This is a genomic window from Tardiphaga sp., assembly GCF_044340795.1.
In the GTDB taxonomy this organism is placed as follows: Bacteria; Pseudomonadota; Alphaproteobacteria; order Rhizobiales; family Xanthobacteraceae; genus Tardiphaga.
In genome coordinates, this window is sequence record NZ_JBIISY010000093.1 from 1 (window position 1) to 23,503 (window position 23,503).

21 protein-coding genes are annotated in these 23,503 nt (G+C 63.4%); 7 read left to right on the forward strand and 14 right to left on the reverse strand.

What is annotated here, in order from left to right; genetic code table 11:
- Window positions 1-40: 40 nt before the first annotated feature.
- The 5 genes from ACIQ17_RS16375 to ACIQ17_RS16395 form a co-directional block, all read right to left on the reverse strand.
- Window positions 41-1,291 (reverse strand): flavin-dependent oxidoreductase, encoded by a 1,251-nt coding sequence (locus ACIQ17_RS16375; protein ID WP_398470118.1) that lies wholly within the window; start codon window positions 1,289-1,291, stop codon window positions 41-43.
- A gap of 58 nt (window positions 1,292-1,349) precedes the next feature.
- Window positions 1,350-3,701 carry a bifunctional salicylyl-CoA 5-hydroxylase/oxidoreductase gene (locus ACIQ17_RS16380; protein WP_398470119.1) on the reverse strand — a complete coding sequence of 784 codons (2,352 nt, stop codon included), beginning with the start codon at window positions 3,699-3,701 and terminating at the stop codon, window positions 1,350-1,352.
- 235 nt (window positions 3,702-3,936) lie between these two features.
- Window positions 3,937-4,788, reverse strand: a complete 852-nt coding sequence (locus ACIQ17_RS16385) for an enoyl-CoA hydratase family protein (RefSeq protein WP_398470120.1) — start codon at window positions 4,786-4,788, stop codon at window positions 3,937-3,939.
- 39 nt (window positions 4,789-4,827) lie between these two features.
- Entirely contained in the window at window positions 4,828-5,589 is a 762-nt protein-coding gene (locus ACIQ17_RS16390) for an SDR family NAD(P)-dependent oxidoreductase (RefSeq protein WP_398470121.1), read from the reverse strand.
- Window positions 5,590-5,773: 184 nt separating this feature from the next.
- Window positions 5,774-6,799 carry an AraC family transcriptional regulator gene (locus ACIQ17_RS16395; RefSeq protein WP_398470122.1) on the reverse strand — a complete coding sequence of 342 codons (1,026 nt, stop codon included), beginning with the start codon at window positions 6,797-6,799 and terminating at the stop codon, window positions 5,774-5,776.
- A 234-nt stretch (window positions 6,800-7,033) separates the two neighbouring features.
- Here ACIQ17_RS16395 and ACIQ17_RS16400 point away from each other — a divergent pair, with 234 nt between their 5' ends.
- Together ACIQ17_RS16400 and ACIQ17_RS16405 are read left to right on the forward strand one after the other, a co-directional pair.
- Window positions 7,034-7,483: a cupin domain-containing protein gene (locus tag ACIQ17_RS16400; RefSeq protein ID WP_398470123.1), complete on the forward strand. Its 450-nt coding sequence runs from the start codon at window positions 7,034-7,036 to the stop codon at window positions 7,481-7,483.
- A gap of 99 nt (window positions 7,484-7,582) precedes the next feature.
- Complete coding sequence (locus tag ACIQ17_RS16405) at window positions 7,583-9,115, forward strand: flavin-containing monooxygenase (RefSeq protein WP_398470124.1); 1,533 nt, start codon at window positions 7,583-7,585, stop codon at window positions 9,113-9,115.
- Between the two features lie 120 nt (window positions 9,116-9,235).
- Here ACIQ17_RS16405 and ACIQ17_RS16410 read toward each other — a convergent pair whose 3' ends face one another.
- On the reverse strand, window positions 9,236-10,411 hold the full coding sequence (locus ACIQ17_RS16410) for an acyl-CoA dehydrogenase family protein (protein ID WP_398470125.1): 1,176 nt from the start codon (window positions 10,409-10,411) through the stop codon (window positions 9,236-9,238).
- Window positions 10,412-10,658: 247 nt separating this feature from the next.
- Between ACIQ17_RS16410 and ACIQ17_RS16415 the strand changes: the two genes are divergently transcribed.
- From ACIQ17_RS16415 to ACIQ17_RS16435, 5 genes are all read left to right on the forward strand, one after another.
- On the forward strand, window positions 10,659-11,486 hold the full coding sequence (locus ACIQ17_RS16415) for an alpha/beta fold hydrolase (protein WP_398470126.1): 828 nt from the start codon (window positions 10,659-10,661) through the stop codon (window positions 11,484-11,486).
- On the forward strand, window positions 11,483-12,760 hold the full coding sequence (locus tag ACIQ17_RS16420; RefSeq protein ID WP_398470127.1) for an acyl-CoA dehydrogenase family protein: 1,278 nt from the start codon (window positions 11,483-11,485) through the stop codon (window positions 12,758-12,760). The genes ACIQ17_RS16415 and ACIQ17_RS16420 overlap by 4 nt, the downstream gene beginning before the upstream one ends.
- 156 nt (window positions 12,761-12,916) lie before the next feature.
- Entirely contained in the window at window positions 12,917-14,428 is a 1,512-nt protein-coding gene (locus tag ACIQ17_RS16425; RefSeq protein WP_398470128.1) for a class I adenylate-forming enzyme family protein, read from the forward strand.
- A 16-nt stretch (window positions 14,429-14,444) separates the two neighbouring features.
- On the forward strand, window positions 14,445-15,539 hold the full coding sequence (locus ACIQ17_RS16430) for an NAD/NADP octopine/nopaline dehydrogenase family protein (protein ID WP_398470129.1): 1,095 nt from the start codon (window positions 14,445-14,447) through the stop codon (window positions 15,537-15,539).
- On the forward strand, window positions 15,536-16,519 hold the full coding sequence (locus tag ACIQ17_RS16435; RefSeq protein WP_398470130.1) for a 3-hydroxybutyryl-CoA dehydrogenase: 984 nt from the start codon (window positions 15,536-15,538) through the stop codon (window positions 16,517-16,519). Before ACIQ17_RS16430 ends, ACIQ17_RS16435 begins: the two co-directional genes overlap by 4 nt.
- A gap of 112 nt (window positions 16,520-16,631) precedes the next feature.
- Here the strand turns inward: ACIQ17_RS16435 and ACIQ17_RS16440 are convergent, their stop codons facing one another.
- The 8 genes from ACIQ17_RS16440 to ACIQ17_RS16475 form a co-directional block, all read right to left on the reverse strand.
- Window positions 16,632-17,393: an ABC transporter permease gene (locus tag ACIQ17_RS16440; protein ID WP_398470131.1), complete on the reverse strand. Its 762-nt coding sequence runs from the start codon at window positions 17,391-17,393 to the stop codon at window positions 16,632-16,634.
- Window positions 17,394-17,403: 10 nt separating this feature from the next.
- Window positions 17,404-18,186 carry an ABC transporter permease gene (locus ACIQ17_RS16445; RefSeq protein WP_398470132.1) on the reverse strand — a complete coding sequence of 261 codons (783 nt, stop codon included), beginning with the start codon at window positions 18,184-18,186 and terminating at the stop codon, window positions 17,404-17,406.
- Window positions 18,186-19,019: an ABC transporter ATP-binding protein gene (locus ACIQ17_RS16450; RefSeq protein ID WP_398470133.1), complete on the reverse strand. Its 834-nt coding sequence runs from the start codon at window positions 19,017-19,019 to the stop codon at window positions 18,186-18,188. Before ACIQ17_RS16450 ends, ACIQ17_RS16445 begins: the two co-directional genes overlap by 1 nt.
- Before the next feature lie 118 nt (window positions 19,020-19,137).
- A complete protein-coding gene (locus ACIQ17_RS16455) occupies window positions 19,138-19,389 on the reverse strand; it encodes a DUF3297 family protein (protein WP_398470134.1) in 252 nt (83 codons plus the stop codon).
- Window positions 19,386-19,862, reverse strand: coding sequence for a glutathione peroxidase (locus ACIQ17_RS16460; protein ID WP_398470135.1), 477 nt, complete (start codon window positions 19,860-19,862; stop codon window positions 19,386-19,388). Before ACIQ17_RS16460 ends, ACIQ17_RS16455 begins: the two co-directional genes overlap by 4 nt.
- Window positions 19,863-19,869: 7 nt before the next feature.
- Window positions 19,870-21,273 carry an amidase family protein gene (locus ACIQ17_RS16465; RefSeq protein WP_398470136.1) on the reverse strand — a complete coding sequence of 468 codons (1,404 nt, stop codon included), beginning with the start codon at window positions 21,271-21,273 and terminating at the stop codon, window positions 19,870-19,872.
- A 65-nt stretch (window positions 21,274-21,338) separates the two neighbouring features.
- Window positions 21,339-21,908: a c-type cytochrome gene (locus ACIQ17_RS16470; protein WP_398470137.1), complete on the reverse strand. Its 570-nt coding sequence runs from the start codon at window positions 21,906-21,908 to the stop codon at window positions 21,339-21,341.
- Between the two features lie 158 nt (window positions 21,909-22,066).
- Complete coding sequence (locus ACIQ17_RS16475; RefSeq protein WP_398470138.1) at window positions 22,067-23,467, reverse strand: PQQ-dependent sugar dehydrogenase; 1,401 nt, start codon at window positions 23,465-23,467, stop codon at window positions 22,067-22,069.
- Between the last annotated feature and the right edge of the window lie 36 nt (window positions 23,468-23,503).

A 23,503-nucleotide genomic window follows, 5' to 3' on the forward strand; every position in this document is an offset into this window, starting at 1 on the left:
CCCACTGCGCAGCTACGCTGCTTGGGGGAGGGATAAAGGATCACCCGTTCACCACCTGCAATCCGGGCTGCGTACCGAACCCGGCCTTATGCGCATAACCCTTCACGATCGCCTCGCGCTGGGCGTAGCTCAGCACGTTGTCGACATTGTCGAACCCGTCCGGTGCGATCTGCTCCACGGCATCGATGACGCCTTCCGGACCGCCGCGACGATTGGCGCGCACGATCTCGGCCGTCATCGGCAGGCGCTTGCGCTCATAGGCCATCAGCGCCTGACGCGGATGCTCGGCATGGGCCAGCGAATCTGCCAGCGCGCGGGCATCGAGGATCGCCTGCGAAGCGCCGTTGGAGCCGACCGGATACATCGGATGCGCGGCATCGCCGAGCAGCGTGACGCGGCCGCTCGACCAGTAAGGCAGCGGGTCGCGATCGCAGCACGGATATTCCCAGAATTCCGGCGTCGCCGTGATCAGCGCGGGCACGTCGATATGCGGCACCTTGAAGCGCGCCACATGCGGCATCAGCTCTTCGCGCTTGCCCGGGCGCGACCAGTCTTCACGGCGCGGCGGCAGTGAGCCGCCCTCGCCGGTCTTCACGAGCACGGCCCAATTGGTCAGGCGGCTGCTCGCCGACTCGCCCTCGGCGATCGGATAAACCACGACCTTGGCATGCAGCCCGCCGGCGACGATCATCGAATTGCCGGTGAGGAAGGAGGGCCAGTCGCGCGCACCGCGCCACAGCATCAGGCCGTTCCAGATCGGCCCGCCTTCGTTCGGAAACAGCGTGTTGCGCACTTTTGAATGGATGCCGTCAGCGCCGATCAGGATGTCGCCGCGCGCGGTCTTCACATGGTTGTTGTTGCGGTCGAAGAAATACGCGGTGACGCCGCCTTCGTCCTGGGTGAAGGAGCCGAGCTTGCAGCCAGTGTTGATGGCTTCGGTGCCGAGACGCTCTTCCACTGCCTTGTGGATCACGCTCTGCAGGCGGCCACGATGGATGGAGAATTGCGGCACGTCGAAGCCGGCGCCATAGCCGCGCTTCTCGCGCCAGACTTCCTGGCCGTGGCGGTTGAGATAATGCAGCTCGTCGGTGCGGATGGCGATGGCATCAAGCCTGTCGAGCAGGCCGAGACCGGTGAGTTCGCGGATCGCGTGGGTCAGCGTGTTGATGCCGACGCCGAGCTCGCGGATCGAGTCCGCCTGCTCATACAGCTCGCAATCGATGCCGCGGGCCCGCAGCATCAATGCCGTGGTCAAACCGCCAATGCCGCCACCAACGATGATCGCTTTCATCCGCTCTACTCCGCTTGACGCAACGCCCTGATTTTAACCGTTAACGTCGCATGCCCATCTATTCGGCGGCAAGCGACTTAGCCGCTTCGGCGCGCATTTCCGCGCGGGTTTTCGGCTTAGCCTTAATTTTCAGGTCGTCGAAATCCTGCTTGTCGCGCACGCTGTTGCGGAAGATCTGGTCCTTGCCCGGCATATATTGCGGCGGCGCATAGGCGTCCTTCGCGCCGTACCAGGCCGCAGCCTTGATGGTGAAGGACGGATCGGTGAGATGCGGACGGCCGAGCGCGACCAGATCGGCGCGGCCGGCGGCCAGGATCGTATTGACCTGATCCGCCGTGGTGATGTTGCCGACGCACATGGTAGCCACATGGGCCTCGTTGCGGACCTGATCGGAATATGGCGTCTGGAACATGCGGCCATAGATCGGGCGCGACTCCTTCACCGTCTGGCCGGTGGAGATATCGGCGAGATCGACGCCGGCTTCCGCAAAGGCGCGCGCGATGGCCACAGCGTCATCGCCGGTGTTGCCGCCTTCGGCCCAGTCGGTGGCCGAGATGCGCACCGACATCGGCTTGTGCTTCGGCCAGGCCGCACGCATGGCGTGGAAGACCTCCAGCGGGAAGCGCAAGCGGTTCTCCAGCGCGCCGCCATATTCATCGGTGCGGCTGTTGGTGAGCGGCGACAGGAAGCTGGCGAGCAGATAGCCGTGGGCAGTGTGCATCTCCAGCATGTCGAAGCCGGCGCGGTCGCCGCGGATCGTCGCGTCGACGAATTCCTGCTTGATGCGATCCATGCCGGCGCGGTCGAGTTCGGTCGGCACCTGGCTGTCCGGGAAATACGGCAGCGGCGATGCGGAGACGATGTCCCACGCGCCCTCCGAGAGCGGGCGATCCATGCCCTCCCACATCAGCTTGCTGGCGCCTTTGCGGCCGGCATGGCCAAGCTGCAGGCAGATCTTTGCCGCCGAATGGCCATGCACGAAATCGACAATGCGCTTCCACTGCGCTTCCTGCGCGTCGGTCCAGATGCCGGCGCAGCCGGGCGTGATGCGGGCATCCTTGCCGACGCAGACCATCTCGGTGAAGACGAGGCCGGCCCCGCCCATGGCACGCGCGCCGTAATGCACGAGATGGAAATCGGTGGGCATGCCCTCTTCCGCCGAATACATGCACATCGGCGAGACGACGGCGCGGTTGGCGAGCACCATGTCGCGCAGCTTGAACGGCTGGAACATCGGCACTTCGGGCTTCTCGACGTCGATGTCAAACCCCTGCGCCTTCACCTGTTTTGCAAAGACCTGATCCGCGAGTTTGACGAAGCCGGGGGCGCGCAAAATGAGGTTGTCATAAGTGATGGCTTTCGAACGCGTCATCACACCGAAGGCGAATTGCACGGGGTCGAAATCCCAGAAGCGATCGACGTGCTCGAACCAGACCAGCGAGACGTCGGCGGAGTGCTGGATCTTCTCGGTCTCTTCGCGGCGGCCGTGCTCGTAGTCATGCAGCGCGGCCTCGACCGTCGGCGCCTTGGCCATGGACTCATAGAGCGCAATGGCATCTTCCATCGCCAGCTTGGTGCCGGAGCCGATGGAGAAATGCGCCGTCGCCTTGGCGTCGCCGAGCAGGACCATGTTGTCCTTGACCCAGCGCTTGTTGCGGATCATCGGAAAATTGCGCCACATCGAGCGGTTGATCAGCAGCTTGTGGTCGCCGAGAAAATCCTTGAAGATCTCATGCATGCGATCGGCGGAGTCCTGCTCGCCGAGGCCTTCGAGGCCGGCGCGCTTGAAGGTCTCCGGATCGGTCTCGAAGATCCAGGTCGAGCGGCCCGCTTCATATTGATACGCATGCGCGATGAACGGGCCCCATTCGGTTTCCTGGAACAGGAATGTGAAGGCATCCAGCGGCTTTGTGGAGCCCATCCAGGTGAACTTGTTGGAACGCAGGTCCACTTCGGGCGAGAAGTGTTCGATATACTTGTTGCGGAAATGGCTGTTGATGCCGTCTGCCAGAATGATCAGGTCGGCATCGGCGAAGCGCGCTTCGTCGGTAATGTCGACCTCGAACAACAGATGCACGCCGAGTTCGCGGGCGCGCTCCTGCAGGATCAGCAGCAGCGTGCGGCGCGAGCAGCCGCAAAAACCGTTGCCGCCAACGCGATGCACGGTGCCGCGGAAATGCACCGCGATGTCGTCCCAGTAGGCGAATTCCTGGGTGATGCGCTGATAGCTCGGCTGATCGTATTTTTCGAAATTGTCGAGGGTCGCATCGGAGAACACGACGCCGAAGCCGAAGGTGTCGTCACGGCGATTGCGCTCATAGACCGTGATCTCGGCCTGGGGCCGCTGCTTCTTGAGCAGGATCGCAGAATAGAGGCCCGCCGGCCCGCCACCGATAATCGCGATCTTCATGTCCGCCTCCGCAGTCGTGCCTGTTGCGAGATATTTTAAACCTAAAGCAATTTCTGGCAAGCCTGATCAAATGGCAATCGGATGGCTTTGATGCACATCAAAAGGTCAGCGACGGCCGCCTCAATTGAAACTCCGTCATGGCCGGGCTTGACCCGGCCACCCATCTTCCTCTTCTCCGTCGCCTTAAGATGGATCCCCGGCTCAAGCCCGGGGATGACGACGGCGAGAGCGGAGGCTAGTTGCCCTCGAACTTCGGCTTCTGCTTGTTCGCGAACGCATGATAGGCGCGCGCAAAATCCTCGGTGGTCATGCACAGCGCCTGCGCCACGGCTTCGGCCTCGATGGCTTCCTCGATGGACATCGCCCATTCCATCGACAGCATGCGCTTGGTCATGGTGTTGGCATAGGTCGGGCCTTCGGAGATCGACTTGGCCAATGCCTGCGCCTGGATCAGCACTTCCTCGGGTGCCACGATGCGGCTGAAGAAGCCCCAGCGCTCGCCCTCCTCTGCGCTCATGAAGCGACCGGTATAGAGCAGCTCCGAGGCGCGGGCCTGGCCGATGATGCGCGGCAGGATCGCGCAGGCACCCATGTCGCAGCCCGCAAGCCCGACCTTGTTGAACAGGAAGCCGACTTTGGCGCCGGTGGCAGCGAGGCGCATGTCCGACGCCATCGCCATGATCGCGCCGGCGCCGGCGCAGATGCCTTCGACGGCAGCGATGATCGGCTGCGGGCAGGCGCGCATGGCCTTGACGAGATCGCCGGTCATGCGGGTGAAGGCGGTGAGATCTTTCGTGCTCATCTCGATCAGCGGACCGATGATCTCGAACACGTCGCCGCCGGACGAGAAATTGCCGCCGGCGCCGGTGACCACGATGGTGGTGACCTGGTCATCGATCGCGCAGGCACGGAAGAAATCGGTGAGCTCGCGATAGCTCTGGAACGTGAGCGGGTTCTTCCGCTCGGGGCGATTGAGCGTCACCGTCGCGATATTGCCGTCCACCTTGAGCAAAAAGTGCTCGGGCTTGTACTCCGCCAGCGGCAGCGTGACGGGATTGGCGATCTTGTTCTTCACGAGTGCGGTCATGTCGTCTCCCTGAATGCGTCTTCGTCTTTGTGGGTGAGCTTACACCTCGCCCCCGGCGACGGCGATGCTCTGTCCGGTGATGGAACCCGCGCCTGTGCCACACAGCCACAGCACCGCGTCGGCGACTTCCTCAGGCTTCACCAGCCGGCCTTGCGGATTGTGTTTGGCGAGTTCGGCAATGGCCTGCTCGCGGGTGCGGCCGGTCTTGCTCATGATGTTGTCGATCGAGCCTTCGAGCAGATCGGTTTCGGTGAAACCGGGGCACACGGCATTGACGGTGACATTCTTGGTCGCGACTTCCAGTGCCAGCGCGCGCACGAGGCCGACGACCGCGTGTTTCGCGGCGACATAGGCGCTGACATAGCCATAGCCCTTGAGGCCTGCCGTGGACGCAACGGCGATGATGCGGCCGCTCTTGCGCGCGACCATATCGGGCAGCACCGCATGCGTCGCATGCACGACGCCCATGAAGTTCACATCCATCATGCGCTGGAACAGCGCCGCATCGGATTTCAGGAACGGCGCGGATTCGGCAGCGCCTGCATTCGCGACGAGGATATCGATGGGCTGGCGCCCGGCGGCCTCCGTGATCGCCGCCTGCATGGCAGCCTGATCGGAGACATCGGCAGCAACAGCATAATGGGCATCGCCTGCTGCAACCACGTCGTCCAGCACCGCGCGGTTGCGTCCCATGATGGTGACGGTCGCGCCGGCTTTTGCCAGCACCGCGGCAATCGCGCGGCCGATGCCGCGGCCGCCGCCGGTGACCAGAGCGTGGGAGGAACGGGACAATCCGGACATGGCAAACCTTCCAGCTTGGATGCGCCAGCCGGATATATTTTAAACTTCAAGCTTTTGCAAGAAAGGGGCATGCTCATGTTGTCGTCACCCGGCTTGACCGGGTGACCCAGTACACACCGACCTGACGGAGTTTACTGGATCGCCCGGTCGAGCCGGGCGACGACAGTGAGATGCGACGCCCCCCTCACCCACCGCGCCGCAACGTATCCGACGGGCTCTCGCCGAACCGCGCGCGATAGGCGCTGGCCATGCGGCTCGGATGGGTGAAACCGAGATCGAAGGCGATGTCGATCACCCGTTCGCAGGGCTGCGCGGTGCGGAGGCGCGCATGCAGGTGCGTCAGGCGGATATCCTGCAGCATCTGCGAGATGGAGGTGCCGAAATGCCGCTGGAAACCGAGCTGCAGCGAGCGGATGCCGATGCCGGCGGCACGCGCCATGCGCTCCAGATCGAGCGGTTCGGCAGCATGGGCTTCAAGGTAATGCCGGGCCTTGCGCAGCACGCCGGGCAATGGTGCAGGGCCGCGATCAATCTGCGCGATGGCGTCGGTGAACGAATGGCGCTGCCCGGTCAGCAACAAGCTCAGGGCCGCTTCGCGCAACATCGCCGTGAGCGCGGCGGAGAAGGACTGCTCCGGCCCGGCATGTTCGGCGAGATCGACGAGATAATCGAGCTGCGCACGCAAGGCGCGGCCGAACGGCGTCGTCAGGTCGATCTCGGGATCGAACTCGATGACGCCGTCGGCGCGTTCCGACAAGGCCGCGGCGCGCTGCTCCACCATGCGGCGGTCCATCAGCAGGATCAGCTTGGCACAGTCGTCCTGCCACTGCATGCGTGTCGGCATCGTCGGCGACAGCAGCGAGGCCGTTCGCTCGGCACTCGCCTCCACCTGGCGACCGCCGGTGCTCACATGGGCATGGCCACGCAGCGGTACCTGCAGCAGAAAGAAGCGATCGAGGCAGCCGGGATCGATGGTCACCGAACCGCCATAGGAGACATAGTTGATGGAGAAGCCGCCGAAGTCGGCGCTGTTGTGATGCGCGTGAAAGCGCGGATCGCTGCGCCCGGTCGGCGACAGCCCATGCGGGCAGAAGATGCGGCCGATCTCATCGGCGGCTTCATCGATATCCGTGGTGCAGACGCGGGCGAAGGCGGCCAGCCTGGGAGGCGCCGCGCCGTCGCTCACTGAGATCGTTCCACCCATCGCCATGGCTCGATTGCCCGCTTTGTCGGATTGATACTAGTCAACGCGGCGGCGGCCAAACAAGCGGGCCCAGCGCCGGAAATTTTGCCGCTCTGCACAACGAATACGCATGTGCATCGCAGCGCACTTGCCCGCTCTCATCAATAATTTCGTCAACCGGACAGCGAATTCGTTCAACGGCTAGCGCAGACCACGCGGCCGGCGCAGCATCGCAGCCGGCAATCAACAGAGGATCGGACCATGGCGGCACTCGAAAAGGGCATCACCGAAAACGGCACGGGATATGGCGGCACGACCTGGAACATCCTCGGCCAGGTCTATTTTCCGAAGGCCGTGACCGACTCCACTTTCGCCTTCGAGACCAATAGCGAGCCGGGCCAGTTCGTCCCCGTGCACATCCATCCGACCCAGGAAGAATTCATCCTGGTGCAGGAAGGCACGCTCGATCTCAAGCTGGATGGCAAATGGGTCCGCGCCCATGCCGGCGACCTCGTTCGGTTGCCGCGCGGAATTCCCCATGGCTATTTCAACAAATCGGACAAGCCTGCACGGGCGCTGTTCTGGGTGTCGCCGGCAGCGAAGCTCGAGGCGCTGTTCAAGAAGCTCGATAATCTGAGCGACGTTGCCGAGATCGTGCGGATTTCCGCCGAGCACGAAGTCGATTTCCTGCCGCCGGAAGCGAACGACTAACAAGGAAACTACATCGCCGCCAACCCGACGCGCAGGCCCTCGCCTGCGCGCATGGAGAGCTGCGTCCCGAATTCATGCGAGACAGACAGGAGACATGCCATGGTCATGCAAAAGAACGTCTGCGTCATCGGTGCCGGCATTGCCGGGCTGGCAGCTGCCAAGGCCTTTGCAAGCCACGGCCATCGCGTCACCATTCTTGAGCGTAGCGGCGATCTCGGCGGCGTGTGGGAGCCGGCCCGCTCCTATCCGGAGGTGCAGACGCAGAGCCCGAAGGAGCTCTATCGCTTCACCGACAGGCCGATGCCGGCAAGCTATCCCGAATGGCCCAAGGGGCCGCAGGTCCACGCCTATCTCACCGACTATGCGCGCAGCCACGATCTGCTGCCGCTGATGCAGTTCAACACGACCGTGACGGGGATGGCCCGGCGCGATGACGGCCTTCCCGGCTGGACGCTGGCGACCAGCGACAGCACAGGCATCACGCGCGAGACGGATTACGATTTCGTCGCCGTCTGCACCGGCCAGTTCAACGAGCGCAAGGAGCTGCATCACTATGGCGAGGACGGATTCAAGGCCGCTGGCGGCGTGATCCTGCATTCCGCGGAGCACACCGATCCGTCACGCGTGAAGGGAAAGAAGGTCGTGGTGCTCGGTGGCTCCAAATCGGCCACCGACATCGCCGTGCATTCGGTGAAGGCCGGCGCGAGCGCCGTCACTTTCGTCTATCGCGAGCCGGTATGGCGCATTCCCTATTTCGTCGGCGGGCTCATCAACTTCAAGCGCATCCTCTACATCCGCGCCCAGGAAGAGATGTTTCCCGGCTGGGGCCAGAGCGCGCTGTCACGCATCAAGCATGCGATCGCAAAGCCGTTCGTCTGGGCGCACTGGCGCGGGCTGGAAAGCCTGCTCAAGATCCAGCTCAAGCTGAACAAATGCGACATGGTGCCGGACACGCGTTTCGAGGATGGCGTGAATTGCTCGGTGCCCATCGCGACGCCCGGCTTCTTTCCCATGGTCGCCGATGGCCGCATCACCGCGATCCGCGGCACCTTCGATCACTATGACGGCAGGACCATCGTCATGGCCGGCGGCCAGCGCGTCGATGCCGATGTCGCGATCCTCGCCATCGGCTTCAAGCTCGACGTGCCGTTCCTGCCGCAGGCCTATCGCGACAGGCTGATCCAGCCGGACGGGCAGTATCGGCTGTATCGCGTGATCGCCAATCCGGACCTGCCGGAAATGGGATTTGTCGGCTTCAATTCGAGCTTCTGTTCGGTGCTGACCGCGGAAATGGCGGCGAACTGGCTGGTGCGTTATGCCGATGGCAAACTGGCAAAGCAGCCGACGGCCGATGAGATGCACGCCAATATGGACATGATGTTGCGCTTCAAGCGGACCGAACGTCCCGCGGCCGGCGTCTATGGCGGGCTCTGCGTGGCGCCCTACCACTTCAAGCATTTCGACGAACTGCTCGACGAAATGGGCGCGACGGTGACGCGACGCGGGGCACTGGCAGAGAAGTTCTCGCCGCCGGATGCGGATGCCTATGCAAGGTTCCTGGCATCGGCGCCGGGGTACCGGGCTCAGCCGAAACTCGCGCTCGTCGATAAAGAGGAAGCAGCGGTCGCCTAATTCACTGTCTGTCATCACCCGCGAAAGCGGGTAATCCAGTATACGTCGGCGGTCGTGTGTCGCACCGCTGACAGTGTTTACTGGATCCCCGCTTTCGCGGGGATGACAGTTGGAGTGTTGTCAGATTCCCGCCTGCGCCGACTTGATCAGATCGCGCCCGATCACGACCTTCTGCACTTCCGTCGCGCCCTCGTAGATGCGCAACGCGCGGATTTCGCGATAGAGTTCCTCGACCTTGACGCCCGACTGCACGCCGAGACCGCCAAAAATCTGCACGGCGCGATCGATCACGCCCTGCGCGGCTTCGGTCGCATACATCTTGGCCATCGCCGCTTCGCGCGTCACGCGCGGCACCCCCTGATCCTTGGTCCAGGCCGAGCGATAGACCAGCAGCGCCGAGGCATCGATGGACGTTGCCATTTCGGCGAGACCGGCCTGGGTGAGCTGCAGATCGCCCAGCGTATGACCGAACATTTTTCGTGTGACAGAACGGTGCAGGCCCTCGTCGAGCGCGCGGCGGCCGAGGCCGAGCGCGGCGGCACCGACGGTCGAGCGGAACACATCGAGCGTCGCCATGGCGACTTTAAAACCCTCGCCGTCCTTGCCGATGCGGTTCTTCACCGGCACGCGGCAATCCTCGAATTTCAGCGTGGCCAGCGGATGCGGCGCGATGACGTCGATGCGGCCGTCGATGGTGAAACCGGGCGTGTCGGCATCGATGACGAAAGCGCTGATGCCACGGGCGCCCGCCTCGCCGGTGCGGACGAAGACGACGTATTGATCCGCAATGCCGCCATTGGAGATCCAGGTCTTCAGGCCGTTGATCCGCACATGGTCGGGACCATCCGGCACCGCCGTCGTGCTCATGGCGGCGACGTCCGAACCGGCATCGGGCTCCGACAATGCGAAGGCGGCGATCGCCTCGCCCTTGGCGACGCGCGGCAGATAGCGCGCCTTGATCTCGTCGGAGCCATAGAGCGTGATCGGGCCTGTGCCGAGGCCCTGCATGGCGAAGGCGAAATCGGCGAGGCCGTTCTGATAGGCGAGCGTCTCGCGGATCAGGCACAGCGCGCGCACGTCGAAATTCTCGTACAGGCCGCCATAGGCGGCCGGCACGGCCGCACGCAGCCAGCCGGCCTCGCCCAATGCCTTCACCAGCTTGCGGCAGGAGCCATCGGTGTCGTGATGATCGACCAGACCCGCGACATTGTCGGCTGCCCAGCGGGAGAGATCGGTCGCCAGCTTGCGATGATGGTCCTCGAAAAACGGCCAAGTGAGAAATGTCGTGTCGGGCATAGCGGGCTCCCTGTCTCGCGCGATCCGGCGATTGTTTTAAACCTAAAGAAATTTCCGGCAAGAGCGTGCGCGATGTTTGCGAGGCTTGCCGCACTGCAGAATCCGCTATGACATCAAACCGCTGAAAATTGGTGCTGCATTGCACGCGTGCTAGGCAGCGCGAGACACTTTAAGTCTAAAACTATCGCTTTTCATATATCTCGGTCGTGCTAGGATTATCGCGTCCGATCGTACAGGAGGCCTCAACGTGCCGAACTCTCAAGCCCTGACAACCAAGGACGGCCGCTTCGGCTATGAAGCCAAAGGCGATGCGTCGATGACGCCGCTGGTGTTTCTGCATGGAATCGGCGGCGCCGGCCGCGGCTGGCGCAACCAGATCGACACGTTTGGCGATCGCTATTTTACCATCGGCTGGGATGCGCCCGGCTATGGCGGATCAAAGCAGCTCGATGAGCCCAGCATTCCGAATTTTGCAGCGGCGCTGAAGGATTTTCTCGCAGAGGTGGGCGCCAGGAAGCCCGTGCTGGTCGGACACTCCATCGGCGGCATGATCGTGCAGCGCTTCCTGCATGACTATCCCGATCTCGCTGGCGCTGCTGTCCTCGCACAGACCACTTCTGTATTCGGCAGTTCCGACGGCGAGTGGCAGAAGAACTTCATCGATGCCCGGCTCGGACCGCTGGATCGCGGCGAGACCATGGTGAGCATGGCGCCAAAACTCGTCGCCGGCCTGATCGGCGACGATCCCGATCCAAAGGGCCTCGACCTCGCCCGCGACTGCATGGCCGCGGTGAAGCCGGACACCTATCGCGCCTCGATGAAGTCGATGATCGGCTTCAATCTCCGCAGCGAGATCGCGGACATCAAGGTGCCGACGATGCTGCTGTCGGGCTCCAAGGACAACAATGCCCCCGCCAAGACCATGGCGAAGATGGCGACCATGGTGCCGGGCGCGACCTATGTGGAGCTCGAAGGCGTCGGCCATCTCGCCAGTTTCGAGCGGCCGCAGGAATTCAACGACGTGCTCGCCGACTTCCTCAAGACCTATCACAACCTCTCGGGATCATCCTCATGAACGCGCCCGCCAGCAGTCTCGACGGCATCGTGCTCGACAAGCCGATGTTCGATCCGAAGGCCTTTCGTCTCAACGATGAACAGGCCGCGCTGATCACCAAGGCACGCGAACTGGCGCAAGCGAATTTCGCGCCGCGCGCGGCGAAGTGGGATCGCGAGGCGATCTTCCCGATGGAGAACTATCGGGACATGCACAAGGCCGGCCTGCTCGGCATTTCGGTGCCGAAGGCCAATGGCGGACATGGCGCGGACTACCAGACCTATTCGCTGGCGGCCGCCGAGATCGGCCGCTATTGCGGCGCCACGGCACTGACCTGGAACATGCATGTCTGTTCGACGCTGTGGTCCGGCCCGCTCGCCGATGATCTCGACATGGACGCACAGACCCGCGCCGATCACGAGCGCCGCCGCGCGGTGCATTACAAGCGCATCCTCGAGGACGGCGCGATCTATGCGCAGCCGTTCTCCGAAGGCGGCGCGGCTGCCGCCGGCGGTGTCGCTTTCGGCACCGAGGCGAAACCGGTCGAAGGCGGCTGGATCGTCAACGGCAAGAAGATTTTTGCGTCGCTGTCCGGCTCCGCGAATTTTTATGGCGTGCTCTGCACGGAAATCACCGAGGGTGAAAAGGCCTCGCGCCGCAACACGCTGTATCTGGCCATCGACGCGACGTCCGAAGGCGTGTCCGTGGTGGGCGACTGGGATCCGCTCGGCATGCGCGGCACCGTCTCGCGCACGCTGATCTTCAAGGATGTGTTCGTGCCGGAAGATTCCGCGCTGATGCCACGCGGCGTCTATTTCCAGGCCGCGATGCGCTGGCCGCACATGTTCATGACGCTGTCGCCCACTTACATGGGCCTCGCCCAGGCGTCCTATGACTTCACGGTGAAATATCTGCGCGGCGAAGTGCCGGGCATGCCGCCGGTGAAGCGCCGCATGTACCCGACCAAGCAGATCGCCGTGGCGCAGATGCAGGTGAAGCTGGAGCAGATCAAGGGCATCTGGTTCCAGGCCGTCACCGAAGCCTGCGCCAATCCCACCAAGGAACAGGTGCTGCGCGCCTATGCGGCGCAATACACCGTGATGGAAGGCGCCAATGAACTCGCGGCGCTCGCGATCCGCACCTGCGGAGGCCAGTCGATGCTGAAGACGCTGCCGCTGGAACGCATCTATCGCGACAGCCGCTGCGGCGCACTGATGCTGCCCTGGACGGCGGAGCTGTGTCTCGACCGGATCGGGCGCGAGGCGCTGTATGAGCCGGGCGAGAAAGACGAGTGAGTTTTTGCCCCGGACGCGACGCGGCGCGCAGCGCTGCTTCGCAGAGCCGGGGCCGTATCAAACGCCGGAGCTTGCTACGGTCCCGGCTCTGCGAAGCGGCATAAAGAATGCCGCATCGCGTCCGGGACACAGGATCTCTCTCACTGGATCATCGCTTTGGACCTTTCCAGCCTCATCGCCCGCAACGCCGCTTTCACGCCGGACAAGCCTGCGATTCATTTCGAGGGCACGACGCTGACCTATGCCGCGTTCAATGCGCGGATCGAGGCGACGGCGAAGGCATTGAAGGCGGAATGCGGCGTGGGGCGCGGCGATCGCGTCGCGATCCTCAGTCTCAACCGACCGGATTATCTCGTCCTGCTCTATGCCTGCGCAAGGCTCGGCGCGATCATGGTGCCGCTGAACTGGCGGCTTGCGGTGGCCGAGCAGTTGTTCATCCTTTCCGATGCATCGGTGAAGGTGCTGGTGCTGGAAGAAGGCTTTGCGGCGATCCTGCCGTCATTGGCGCAGCAGCTTCCGGACACGCGCGCGATCGCGCTCGACTTCTCGCCGCCCGCGCCGGCACAGACGTTTGATGCCCTGCTCGCCAAGGCCGCCGGCGACGGCAGCAATCCGCATACCGACCTCTCCTGCCCGCTGCTGATCGTCTACACCTCGGGCACCACGGGCCGGCCGAAAGGCGCGGTGCTGCGGCAGGACGCGCTGCTGTGGAACGGGGTGATGAGCCAGCACATGCACGGCCTCACCTCCGAGGATCACGTGCTCACGGTGCTGCCGTTCTTCCATGTGGGCGGTCTCAACATCCAGACCACACCGGCGCTGCATCACGGCGCCACCGTGACGATCCATGCGCGCTTCACGCCGGATTCGACCTTGGCAACGATCGCCCTTGAGCGGCCGACGCTGACCGTGCTGGTGCCGGCCACCATTCAGGCGGTGAGTGAGCATCCCGCCTGGGCGAGCACTGACCTCACCTGCCTCAAGGCCGTGTCCACCGGCTCCAGCATCGTGCCGCCGCATCTGATCGCGCGCTTTACGGATCGCGGCATTCCGGTGCTGCAGGTCTATGGCTCCACCGAGACCTGCCCCACTGCCGTCTATACGCGGCTCGGTGGCGAAGCGCGTACGGGATCGACGGGATTGCCGGGCCTGTGCTGCGAGGCCAAGGTCATCGACGACAGCGGCAATGAGGTCGCAGCCGGCACCGCCGGCGAGATCGTCGTGCGCGGGCCCAATGTGTTCTACGAATATTGGGGCAACGAGGCCGCCACGCGCGATGCGCTGCATGACGGCTGGTATCGCACCGGCGATATCGGCACGCGCGATGCGGACGGCTATTTCTGGGTCCATGACCGCAAGAAGAACATGATCATTTCCGGCGGCGAGAATGTCTATCCCGCCGAGATCGAGCGCGTGATTCTCGAACATCCGGATGTCGCTGATGTCGGCGTAATCGGCGTCGCCGATCCGAAATGGCAGGAAGTGCCGGTCGCCTATGTGGTGCTGCGGGCCGGCTGCGATTGCACGGCCGAGATCCTGAAGGCCCATGTGGCGACACAGCTTGCGCGCTTCAAACATCCGCGCGACATCGTTTTCGTCACCGACCTGCCGCGCACCGCGCTCGGCAAGGTGCAGCATTTCAAATTGAAGCAGAATACGCCTTCCTAGCATTCAGGGGACGACAATGAAGATCGCAGTACTCGGCGGTGGCAACGGCTCTTTCGCGGCCGCAGGCGACTTTGCGTTGCAGGGCCATGACGTCCGCCTCTGGCGCCGCGATGCGGAAGCCGTCGCCGCGCACAAGGCTGCCGGTTCGCGCATCACGGTGAAGAATGCACAGGGCACGCATGACACGCAGCTCTCGCTCGTCACCACCGATATCGCTGCAGCCATTGAGGGCGCTGAACTCATCCTCTGCCCGGCGCCCGCCTTTGCGCAGCCGGATATCGCCAGGCAGATCGCGCCGCATCTCAGGGATGGCCAGGTCGTCTATCTGCCGCCCGCCACCTTTGGCGCGATGATCTTTGCGAAAGCCGCGCATGACGCCGGCAACAAGGCCAAGGTTGCCTTCGCCGAGACCGGCACGCTGCCCTGGCTCGCGCGCAAACATGGGCCGTTCGAAGTCGCGATCACCATCCGCGCCAAGCGGCTGCCGACGGGCGTGTTTCCGCTCTCGATGTCCGACCATGCCTGCAAGGTGATCGACCAGGCGTTTCCGGGCGTGATCGAGCCCTGCGGCGATGCACTGTCGGGCGCTCTGATGAATGCCGGGCCGATCATCCACCCGCCGCTGATCGTGATGAATGCCGGTCCGCTCGAGCATTTCCCCAAATGGGACATCCACAAGGAAGGTACGCAGGTTGCCATCCGCCGTGTGACCGACCAGCTCGATGGCGAGCGCATCGCGATCCGCGAGGCGCTGGGTTACACTGGTCCGCATTTCCCGCTCGTTCATCACTACAACAAGGAGGGCGAGGAATGGATGTATGGCCGCGGCTCGCATGATCGCCTCACCGACTCGGGCGACTGGCGCGAGAATATCGTGCTGCTGGAGCACCGCTATATGCGCGAGGACCTGCGCACCGGCCTGTCGTTCTTCCTGTCCTGCGCGCAGCTCGCCGGCGTCGAGACGCCGCTGGTGAAGGCGTTCCTCGCCATCGGCGGCGCCATCTGCGGCGAGAACTTTTTTGAAGGTGGGCGCACGCTGGCTTCGCTCGGCTTCGGCGACCTTTCGCGCGATGCCCTGCAAAAACTGCTGCGCGAAGGTTTTGCCTCATGAGCGCGCGACCGGTGATCGCCTGCCTCGGCGCGGGCCGCATGGGCCGCGGCATCGCCGTGGCCTTTGCCTATGCGGGCCACGAGGTCGCGATCGTCGACTTCAAGCCGCGCGACGCTGACAAGTTCGCGGCGCTGGAGCTTGAGGCGCTCGGCGAGGTGCGAAAGACATTTGCCAGCATGGCGCGGTTTGGCCTGCTGAAGGATGCGGATATCGAGACGCTGGTCTCGCGCGTCCGTGTCGTGCCGGAAGCCGATGCCGGCGCGGCGCTCAGCGGCTCGGCGATCATCTTCGAGGGCGTGCCGGAAGTGCTGGACCAGAAGCGCGAGGCGCTCGCACGCGCATCGCAGCTCGCCGGTCCCGAGCCGATCATTGCATCGACCACATCGACCATTCTCGTCGACGATCTCTCCAGCGCCATCGAGAAGCCCGAGCGCTTCCTCAATGCGCATTGGCTCAATCCGGCCTATCTCGTGCCGCTGGTGGAAGTCTCGCCGGGCGCGAAGACCGATCCGGCGGTGACGGCGAAGGTGAAGGAACTGCTCGAAGGCATCGGCAAGGTGCCGGTCGTCTGTTCGGCTTCGCCGGGTTACATCGTGCCGCGCATCCAGGCGCTGGCGATGAACGAAGCCGCGCGTATGGTCGAGGAAGGCGTCGCGTCGCCGGAAGAGCTCGACAAGGCGGTCAAATATGGCTTCGGCTTCCGCTTCGCCGTGCTGGGCCTGCTGGAATTCATCGACTGGGGCGGCGGCGATATTTTGTACTATGCCAGCAAGTACATGACTGGCGCCTTGAACAATGATCGCTATGCGGCGCCGGAGATCATCGGGCGCAACATGGCTGAGGGCAAGATCGGCCTGCGCACGGGCGAAGGTTTCCTCAACTATGAGGGACTGGATGTCGATGCCTATCGCGAGGGTCGGCTGTCGGCGTTCGTGGATCTGCTGAAACATTTTCAGCTGCAGAAGCCGCCGGTGCTTTGATCGTTTCAACACCACTCCCTTGTCATACCCGGGCTTGACCCGGGTTATCCATCTTTGCCGCAGACGCCGAAGATGGATGGCCGGGTCAAGCCCGGCCATGACAGAGTTTCAATCAAACTTCCGGAAATCCGCGCAGCAGATATCCGCGCAGCGTGTGCAGCAGGCTGTTCAGGATCAGGCCCAGCAGCGAGATCATGATCAGGGGTACGAACATGTCCACGGTCTGGAAGGTTCGCGCGGCCTGAACGAGCATATGGCCGAGGCCGTCCGACGAGGTGATCATCTCCGCCAGGAACACCACGATGCAGGAGATCACAAGGCCGATGCGGCAGCCGGTGAGGATCGACGGCATGGCTGCCGGCAGCACCACCTTGAACAGGATCTGCCAGCGCGGCGTCCCGGCCGCCTGTGCCGACCAGATCAGCTTCTGCTCCACCATGGAGGCACCGTAATAGGTCGACAGCAGGATCGGAAACAGCGCATCGGCGGTGACCAGCGTGATCTTCGAAGCGTGGTCGAAACCGAGGATCAGCAGCAGTGCAGGATAGAGCGCGACTTTCGGAATCGGCGCGAGGACGCGCACCACCGGCTTCACCACCGCATTGATCGCAGGATTCACAGCAGCCGCAAGGCCGATCAGCACGCCGAGCACCACGGCGATGCCGAAACCCGCGAACAGGCGGATCAGGGTCGCGGCGAGATCATGCAGGAAATCAGCGGTGAAGAACTGCGTCGCCAGACGACCGAACACGGCACCGGGCGGCGGCAACAGATTGCTCGGCGCATAGCCGAACGAGACCAGCGACTGCCACACCGCCAGGAACAGCGCGATGGGGATGAGACCGACGAAGAAGGCGTTCAAACGCTCGCTCATGCTCCGCTCCTCACGTGAAGCTCAAGGGCATGTCGTCGCGCGGCTGCGACCACTTCACCAGCGACAGACGGATCTTCTCGAACACGGCATCGAAGATGATGCCCATGACACCGACAATCAGGATCATGGCGAACACCGTGTCATATTGCGCCATGTCGAGCGCATTGAAGAGGATGTTGCCGGCGCCGGACTGACGCGCGATCATCTCGGATGTGATCATGGTGATCAGCGCCAGCACGAGACCGGTGCGGCAGCCGGTGAGAATTTCCGGCAAGGCTGCGGGAAGCACGATGCGCAGCATGCGCGACGGCGCCGACATGCCCATGGCCGCGCCGGACCACAGCATCTTCTCTTCCACGGCTTTGCCGCCCTGGAACGAGTGATAGATGATCGGCAGCGACACGCCGAGGAAGATCACCAGCGTCTTGGAGACGTCGCCGACGCCGAGCCACAGCATGATGATGGGCATCAGGGCCGCTTTCGGCACGGGGTAGATGATCATCATCAGCGGATTGAAGAAATTCGCCACCGCCTTGATGCGGCCCATCATCAGGCCGAGCGGGATCGCGAACAGCACAGCGAGCGTGAGACCGATGGCCATGCGGCGCATGGAGTCGAGAATGTTGCGGATCGATTCCTTGTCGGTGAGGATCGACGGCACCGCCTTCAGCGTCTCGATGGCGGTCGGAAAGCTCTCGGTCTGCAAGCGCATGGAAGCGAGCTGCCAGACACAGAGTAAGCCGATGCAGGCCAAAAGCGGCGACAGCGCCTTCAGGATGCGGCGCGGCGACATCAATGCGCTTCCTGGCCGTCGTCGATCATCTTCTCGATATCGACGATGTATTTCTGGAAGCGCGCATCGAGCAGCAGGTCCGCGCGCTTGCGTGGGCGCGGCAGGTCGATATCGATGATCTCCTTGATGCTGCCCGGCGAACGCGACATCACGATCACCTTGTCGGAGAGATAGACTGCCTCTTCCACCGAATGGGTGACGAACAGCACCGTCTTGCGCTGGCGATCCCAGATATCGAGCAGATCGTTCTGCAGCCGCGTGCGCGTATGCGCATCAAGCGCACCGAACGGTTCGTCCATCAGCAGAACGGACGGATCGTAAGCCAGCGTGCGCGCGATGGCGACGCGCTGCTTCATGCCGCCGGAGAGTTCTTTCGGATAGAATTTCTCGTAGCCCTTGAGGCCGACCATCTCGAGCAGTTTGCGCCCGCGCGCGTCGGCTTCTGACTTCTTCACGCCCTGCTGCAGCATGCCATACATGACATTGCCGAGCACGTTCTTCCACGGAAACAGTGCGAATTCCTGAAACACCGGACCGCGATCAGGACCGGGACCGGTGATCGCCTTGCCCTTCACCTTGGCAACGCCTTCGGTCGGCTTGACGAAGCCGCCGACGATATAGAGCAGCGTGGACTTGCCGCAGCCGGAAGGTCCGAGGATCGAGACGAAGGCGCCGTCCTCGATAGACAGGTTGATGTCCGACAGCGCGAGATGGCTCTGGCGGCCGGACGTCTCGAAGCGCTGCGAGACGTGATCGATCTCGATCATCGCCTGCGCAGGCGCGCGTACAGTTTCCAGCCTCTGAGCGTCCGAGCGCAGCGTTGCCACTTTCATTCCCGGTCCTTCATTGGTCATGCCCAATGACGGCAGCATAACCAGAACCAACCTTTATTTTAAGCTTCAAATTTAGCCGGGCGTCGCCTTTTTGCTAGTCAGCCGTGCTGCACTGCAATCAGTCGCGGTAATAGGCCTCGACCTCGCCGGACAGCTTGATCAGCAAGGGATTGCCATGACGGTCCTTGGCGGCGCCGGCGGGAACGCGCACCCAGCCCTCGCTGATGCAGTATTCCTCGACATTGCTCTTCTCGGCACCCTTGAAGCGGATGCCCACATCACGCTGCAGAACGGCCTCGTTGTAGAACGGGCTGTTCGGATCCACCGAGAGACGGTCCGGGAGCGGGGGATTCGGGATGGTCTCGGTCATAGCAGGGCCTCGATCTTGTCGCGCAGGGCTTCGGGTTTGGTGGTCGGCGAAAAGCGATCGACCACCCGGCCGGAGCGGTCGACCAGAAATTTGGTGAAATTCCACTTGATCGCCGATCCCAGCAGGCCCGACTTCTCAGATTTGAGGAAATTATACAATGGGTGGGCGAGTGTCCCGTTGACGTCGATCTTGGCGAACATCGGGAACGAGACGTCGTAGGTCTTCTGGCAGAAGCCGGCGATCTCCTCGGCCGTGCCGGGCTCCTGGCCGCCGAACTGATTGCAGGGGAAGCCGAGCACGGTGAAACCGCGTGCGCCGTAATCCCGCTGCAACTGTTCGAGCCCCTCATATTGCGGCGTGAAACCGCAGGCGCTGGCGGTGTTCACCACCAGCAGCACACGGCCTTCGAAATCCTTCAGCGAGACCGTGTCGCCTTTCAGCGAGTCGGCCTTGAAATCATAGATGCTGCTCATCAGGGCCTCATGCAGTGATGGGATCGCAGGGCATTGGCGGCGTGCCGCCGGCCTCGATCGCTTCGCCGGCCGCGAGGCAGAGATCCTCGCGATAACGGCCGGCAACGACCTGAACGCCGGTCGGCGTGCGGCCGACAAGGCCCGTCGCGACGGACAGCGCCGGCAGGCCCATGAAGGGAATGCCGATCTGCGGCATTTGTGCCGCCCAGACGCGGGCAAAGCCCTCCTCGCCTTCCATGTCGAGATTGTCCGGGAACGGCAGTTCGCCGGACATCGGCATCAGCACCACGGCATAACGCTGCAGGAACAGCTCCCAGTCACGGACGAAGGTGGAGCGGCGGACGAGCGCGCGCGACAGGCCACCGTTATCGAAGTCCTTGAGCTTGTCCTTCTGGCCGCGCAGGCAGACGAGTGCTGCGGGATCGCCCTCGCGCTCGGCGGCATCGAGCATGCCCTGATAGCCATCGCCGAACCAGATCGTGGTCTGCAATGCTGCGGCTTCGCGCAGCGCCGGGGTGTTCTCGACTTCCTCGACGATCCACCCTGCCCGCTCCAGCCGTTTGCCGGCGTCGCGCACAGCGCTTTCCACTGCCTTGGTGATCTCGAGGCCGTCCGGGCGCAGACACATGGCGACGCGCTTTTCGCGGGGTTCGCCAATCAGCGGCACCGGCACATACCAGGGATCGCGCGGATCGGGGTGCGACATGGCTTCGAGGCCGAGCCGGATATCGGCGATGGTGCGCGCAAGCGGACCGGACACCGCGGTGATCTGGCCCGAGATAATGCGCTCCGGCAGCGCCTGATTATAGGCGGCGATGCGGCCGACTGTCGGACGCAGGCCATGCACGCCGCAGGCATAAGCGGGATAGCGGATCGAGCCGGCGATATCGGTGCCGTGTGCGATATGGCCGATGCCGGCCGCCACCGCGCTGCCGGCGCCGCCCGATGAGCCACCGGGCGTCAGCGAGGGATCGCGAGGGTTTTTCGTATCACCATAAAGCTGGTTGGTGGTGAACCAGCGATAGGAGAAGGCCGGGCAATTGGTGCGGCCGAGAATGACGGCGCCGGCCTTGACGAGATTGTCGATCACCGGACTGTTCGAGGTGGCGATGATCTCGTTCTGGATCTTGACGCCATTCGAGGTCGCATAGCCCTTGTAGTCGATGTTCACTTTCACCGTGACGGGCACACCGGCGAGCGGACCGACATTGAGGCCACGCGCGAGTGCTGCATCGACCGCCTCGGCCTGCGCGAGAACCTCTTCGGGGCGATGATCGACCACGGCATTGATCGCGGGATTCGCGGCATCCAGACGCGCGAGACCGGATTGGGCCGCCTCTTTCGCGGAGACCTTGCGTTGCCTGATGAGTGCAGCGAGTTCAGCGGCCGACAGGCGCCAGAGATCGTTCATGCAGTGCTCCCGTATTTGCGGGAGCCGTTATCGCAGCATGCGGGGCGAATGCCAAATCCTGAGCCTTATTTTACCCGTGCCAGAAAATACGCCAGTTCGGTGATCTGCGCATCGCTGATCGGCTGCATCACATCGGCCATGGTGGCGTCATAGCCGTGGCGGGAATTGTCCTTGTATTCGCGCATGGTCTTGGCGAGGTAGTCCTCGCGCTGGCCGGCGATGCGCGGGATATTGTCGCGGCCGGCAAAATCGGGGTTGTGGCAGCTGTCGCAGCGGAATTGCGAGGTCAGCGCCTTCGCCGCCTGCATGCGCGCGGGATCGCCTCCCTCGACGGCCACCGGCTTCGGCAGCATAGCGATGTAGTCGGAGAAGATGCGCAGATCGTCGTCGGTGAGATCCTTCGCCATCTCGTTCATCGGCTCGAAGGTCCGTAACTTTTCGCGAAACATATAGAGCTGGATCAGCGTATAGGCCGGCTGCTGTGCGCCGAGCGACGGCGTGATGTCCGTTTCCGACGTGCCCTTCTCGCCATGGCAGGCGAGACAGGGTGCGGCGCGTTCTGCGATCGGCTCGGCAGCGAAGAGCGGGGAAACCACAAGCAACGACGACATCACGATGATGGCGAACGGGCGCATCGATATGTCTCTTTCAAATGCGAATTGAACTCGTCATTCCCGGGCTCGGACCAGCGCCAACGGCGATGGTGCCGAGCCCGGAATCTCGATGTGCGACTCTCATGACGGGATTCCGGGTCACGCGCGAAGTGCGCGTGCCCCGGAATGACAGCGCGTGGCTACTTCTTCCCCGCCACTTTCGGCTTGCCGTAGCTGATGCGATAGATCGCGCCGTTCCAGTCGTCGGAGACCAGCAGCGAACCATCCTTCATCGGCAGCACGTCGACGGGACGGCCGACATATTTGTTGTCCTCGATGAAGCCGGTGAGGAACGGTTCGATCGATTTCACGGTGCCGTCCTTGTTCAGCCTGGCGACAACGACGTCACCGCCGAGCTTCTGCGACTTGTTCCAGGAGCCGTGACGGGCGATGAAGATCGCATTCTTGTAGGCGGCGGGGAACATCTTGCCGTTGTAGAAGCGCATGCCGAGCGCTGCGGTGTGAGCACCGAGCAGGCCGACCGGTGCGGTGTAGTCGGCGCAGGATTTGCCCCACCCGAATTCCGGATCGAGAATGTTGCCCTGGTGGCAGAACGGCGCGCCGAAATCCTCGCCGACCTTGGTGACGCGGTTGAGTTCATCCTCCGGCACCGTCTCCGACATCCAGTCGCGGCCATTGTCGGTGAAATACATCTGCTTGGTTTCGGGATTCCAGTCGAAGCCGACCGTGTTGCGCATGCCGCGCACCACGACTTCCGCCCCCGAACCATCGAGATTCATGCGGCGGATCTGGCCGTGCTCGGGGCTGTGCAGCACGCTGTTGCCGGGCTGGCCGACCGGCACATAGAGCTTGTTGTCGGGACCGATGCCGATGAACTTCCAGCCGTGGGCCTCGTCCTTCGGCAGCTTGTCGTAGATCATGGTCGGCTTCGGCGGATTGTCGAGATTATCCTCGACCTTGTCGATCTTCGAGATCTTCGACAGTTCGCCGATGTAAAGCGTGCCGTCCTTGAAGGCCAAACCATTGGGGCGATAGAGGCCCGAGGCCAGCACCTTCACCTGACGCTTACCGTCCTGATTGGTGACCGCATAGACCTTGTCGACAAGGCGCGAGCCGACGAACACGGTGCCCTTGTCGCCTTCACGCATGGAGCGCGCATTGGCCATGCCCGCGGCGTAGACCTCCACGTTGAAGCCCGCAGGTACCTTCAGCTTGGCGGTGGGCAGCTTGTCGGCTGCGGACGGGATCGGCGGCGGCGCGACAGGCGCGAGCTTTGCAGCGGCAGCATTGTCAGCAGGACGACCGATCAGCGGCGAGCCCGGCGGCAATGCGGGTGCGGCAGGCGCCGCGGCTGTCGCAGGGGCTGCGGCCGGTGCCGGCGCGGCGGCCTGCGGAGCTGCCGGTGCGGGGGTCGCAGCGGGAGCCGGCGTTGCTGCCGGCGCGGGAGCTGCAGGCGCAGCCGCAGCCGGCGGGGATGCAGCGGGGGCCGTATCGGATTGCTGGGCAACGGCGCCGGTCACAAAGACGCCGGCGAAAACGCCGGCGAGCAGGGCCCGACGTGCGGACGCATAAACGGTCATGAATCTCTCCCTTTCGAAGGAAGCCCTCTTTCGACC

Excerpts from the sequence above, each read along its gene's own strand:
- ACIQ17_RS16375 (WP_398470118.1), bottom strand. The coding sequence starts at position 1,291 with ATGAAAGCGATCATCGTTGGTGGCGGCATTGGCGGTTTGACCACGGCA.
- ACIQ17_RS16380 (WP_398470119.1), bottom strand. The coding sequence starts at position 3,701 with ATGAAGATCGCGATTATCGGTGGCGGGCCGGCGGGCCTCTATTCTGCG.
- ACIQ17_RS16385 (WP_398470120.1), bottom strand. The coding sequence starts at position 4,788 with ATGACCGCACTCGTGAAGAACAAGATCGCCAATCCCGTCACGCTGCCG.
- ACIQ17_RS16390 (WP_398470121.1), bottom strand. The coding sequence starts at position 5,589 with ATGTCCGGATTGTCCCGTTCCTCCCACGCTCTGGTCACCGGCGGCGGC.
- ACIQ17_RS16395 (WP_398470122.1), bottom strand. The coding sequence starts at position 6,799 with ATGGCGATGGGTGGAACGATCTCAGTGAGCGACGGCGCGGCGCCTCCC.
- ACIQ17_RS16400 (WP_398470123.1), top strand. The coding sequence starts at position 7,034 with ATGGCGGCACTCGAAAAGGGCATCACCGAAAACGGCACGGGATATGGC.
- ACIQ17_RS16405 (WP_398470124.1), top strand. The coding sequence starts at position 7,583 with ATGGTCATGCAAAAGAACGTCTGCGTCATCGGTGCCGGCATTGCCGGG.
- ACIQ17_RS16410 (WP_398470125.1), bottom strand. The coding sequence starts at position 10,411 with ATGCCCGACACGACATTTCTCACTTGGCCGTTTTTCGAGGACCATCAT.
- ACIQ17_RS16420 (WP_398470127.1), top strand. The coding sequence starts at position 11,483 with ATGAACGCGCCCGCCAGCAGTCTCGACGGCATCGTGCTCGACAAGCCG.
- ACIQ17_RS16430 (WP_398470129.1), top strand. The coding sequence starts at position 14,445 with ATGAAGATCGCAGTACTCGGCGGTGGCAACGGCTCTTTCGCGGCCGCA.
- ACIQ17_RS16435 (WP_398470130.1), top strand. The coding sequence starts at position 15,536 with ATGAGCGCGCGACCGGTGATCGCCTGCCTCGGCGCGGGCCGCATGGGC.
- ACIQ17_RS16440 (WP_398470131.1), bottom strand. The coding sequence starts at position 17,393 with ATGAGCGAGCGTTTGAACGCCTTCTTCGTCGGTCTCATCCCCATCGCG.
- ACIQ17_RS16445 (WP_398470132.1), bottom strand. The coding sequence starts at position 18,186 with ATGTCGCCGCGCCGCATCCTGAAGGCGCTGTCGCCGCTTTTGGCCTGC.
- ACIQ17_RS16450 (WP_398470133.1), bottom strand. The coding sequence starts at position 19,019 with ATGAAAGTGGCAACGCTGCGCTCGGACGCTCAGAGGCTGGAAACTGTA.
- ACIQ17_RS16455 (WP_398470134.1), bottom strand. The coding sequence starts at position 19,389 with ATGACCGAGACCATCCCGAATCCCCCGCTCCCGGACCGTCTCTCGGTG.
- ACIQ17_RS16460 (WP_398470135.1), bottom strand. The coding sequence starts at position 19,862 with ATGAGCAGCATCTATGATTTCAAGGCCGACTCGCTGAAAGGCGACACG.
- ACIQ17_RS16465 (WP_398470136.1), bottom strand. The coding sequence starts at position 21,273 with ATGAACGATCTCTGGCGCCTGTCGGCCGCTGAACTCGCTGCACTCATC.
- ACIQ17_RS16470 (WP_398470137.1), bottom strand. The coding sequence starts at position 21,908 with ATGCGCCCGTTCGCCATCATCGTGATGTCGTCGTTGCTTGTGGTTTCC.
- ACIQ17_RS16475 (WP_398470138.1), bottom strand. The coding sequence starts at position 23,467 with ATGACCGTTTATGCGTCCGCACGTCGGGCCCTGCTCGCCGGCGTTTTC.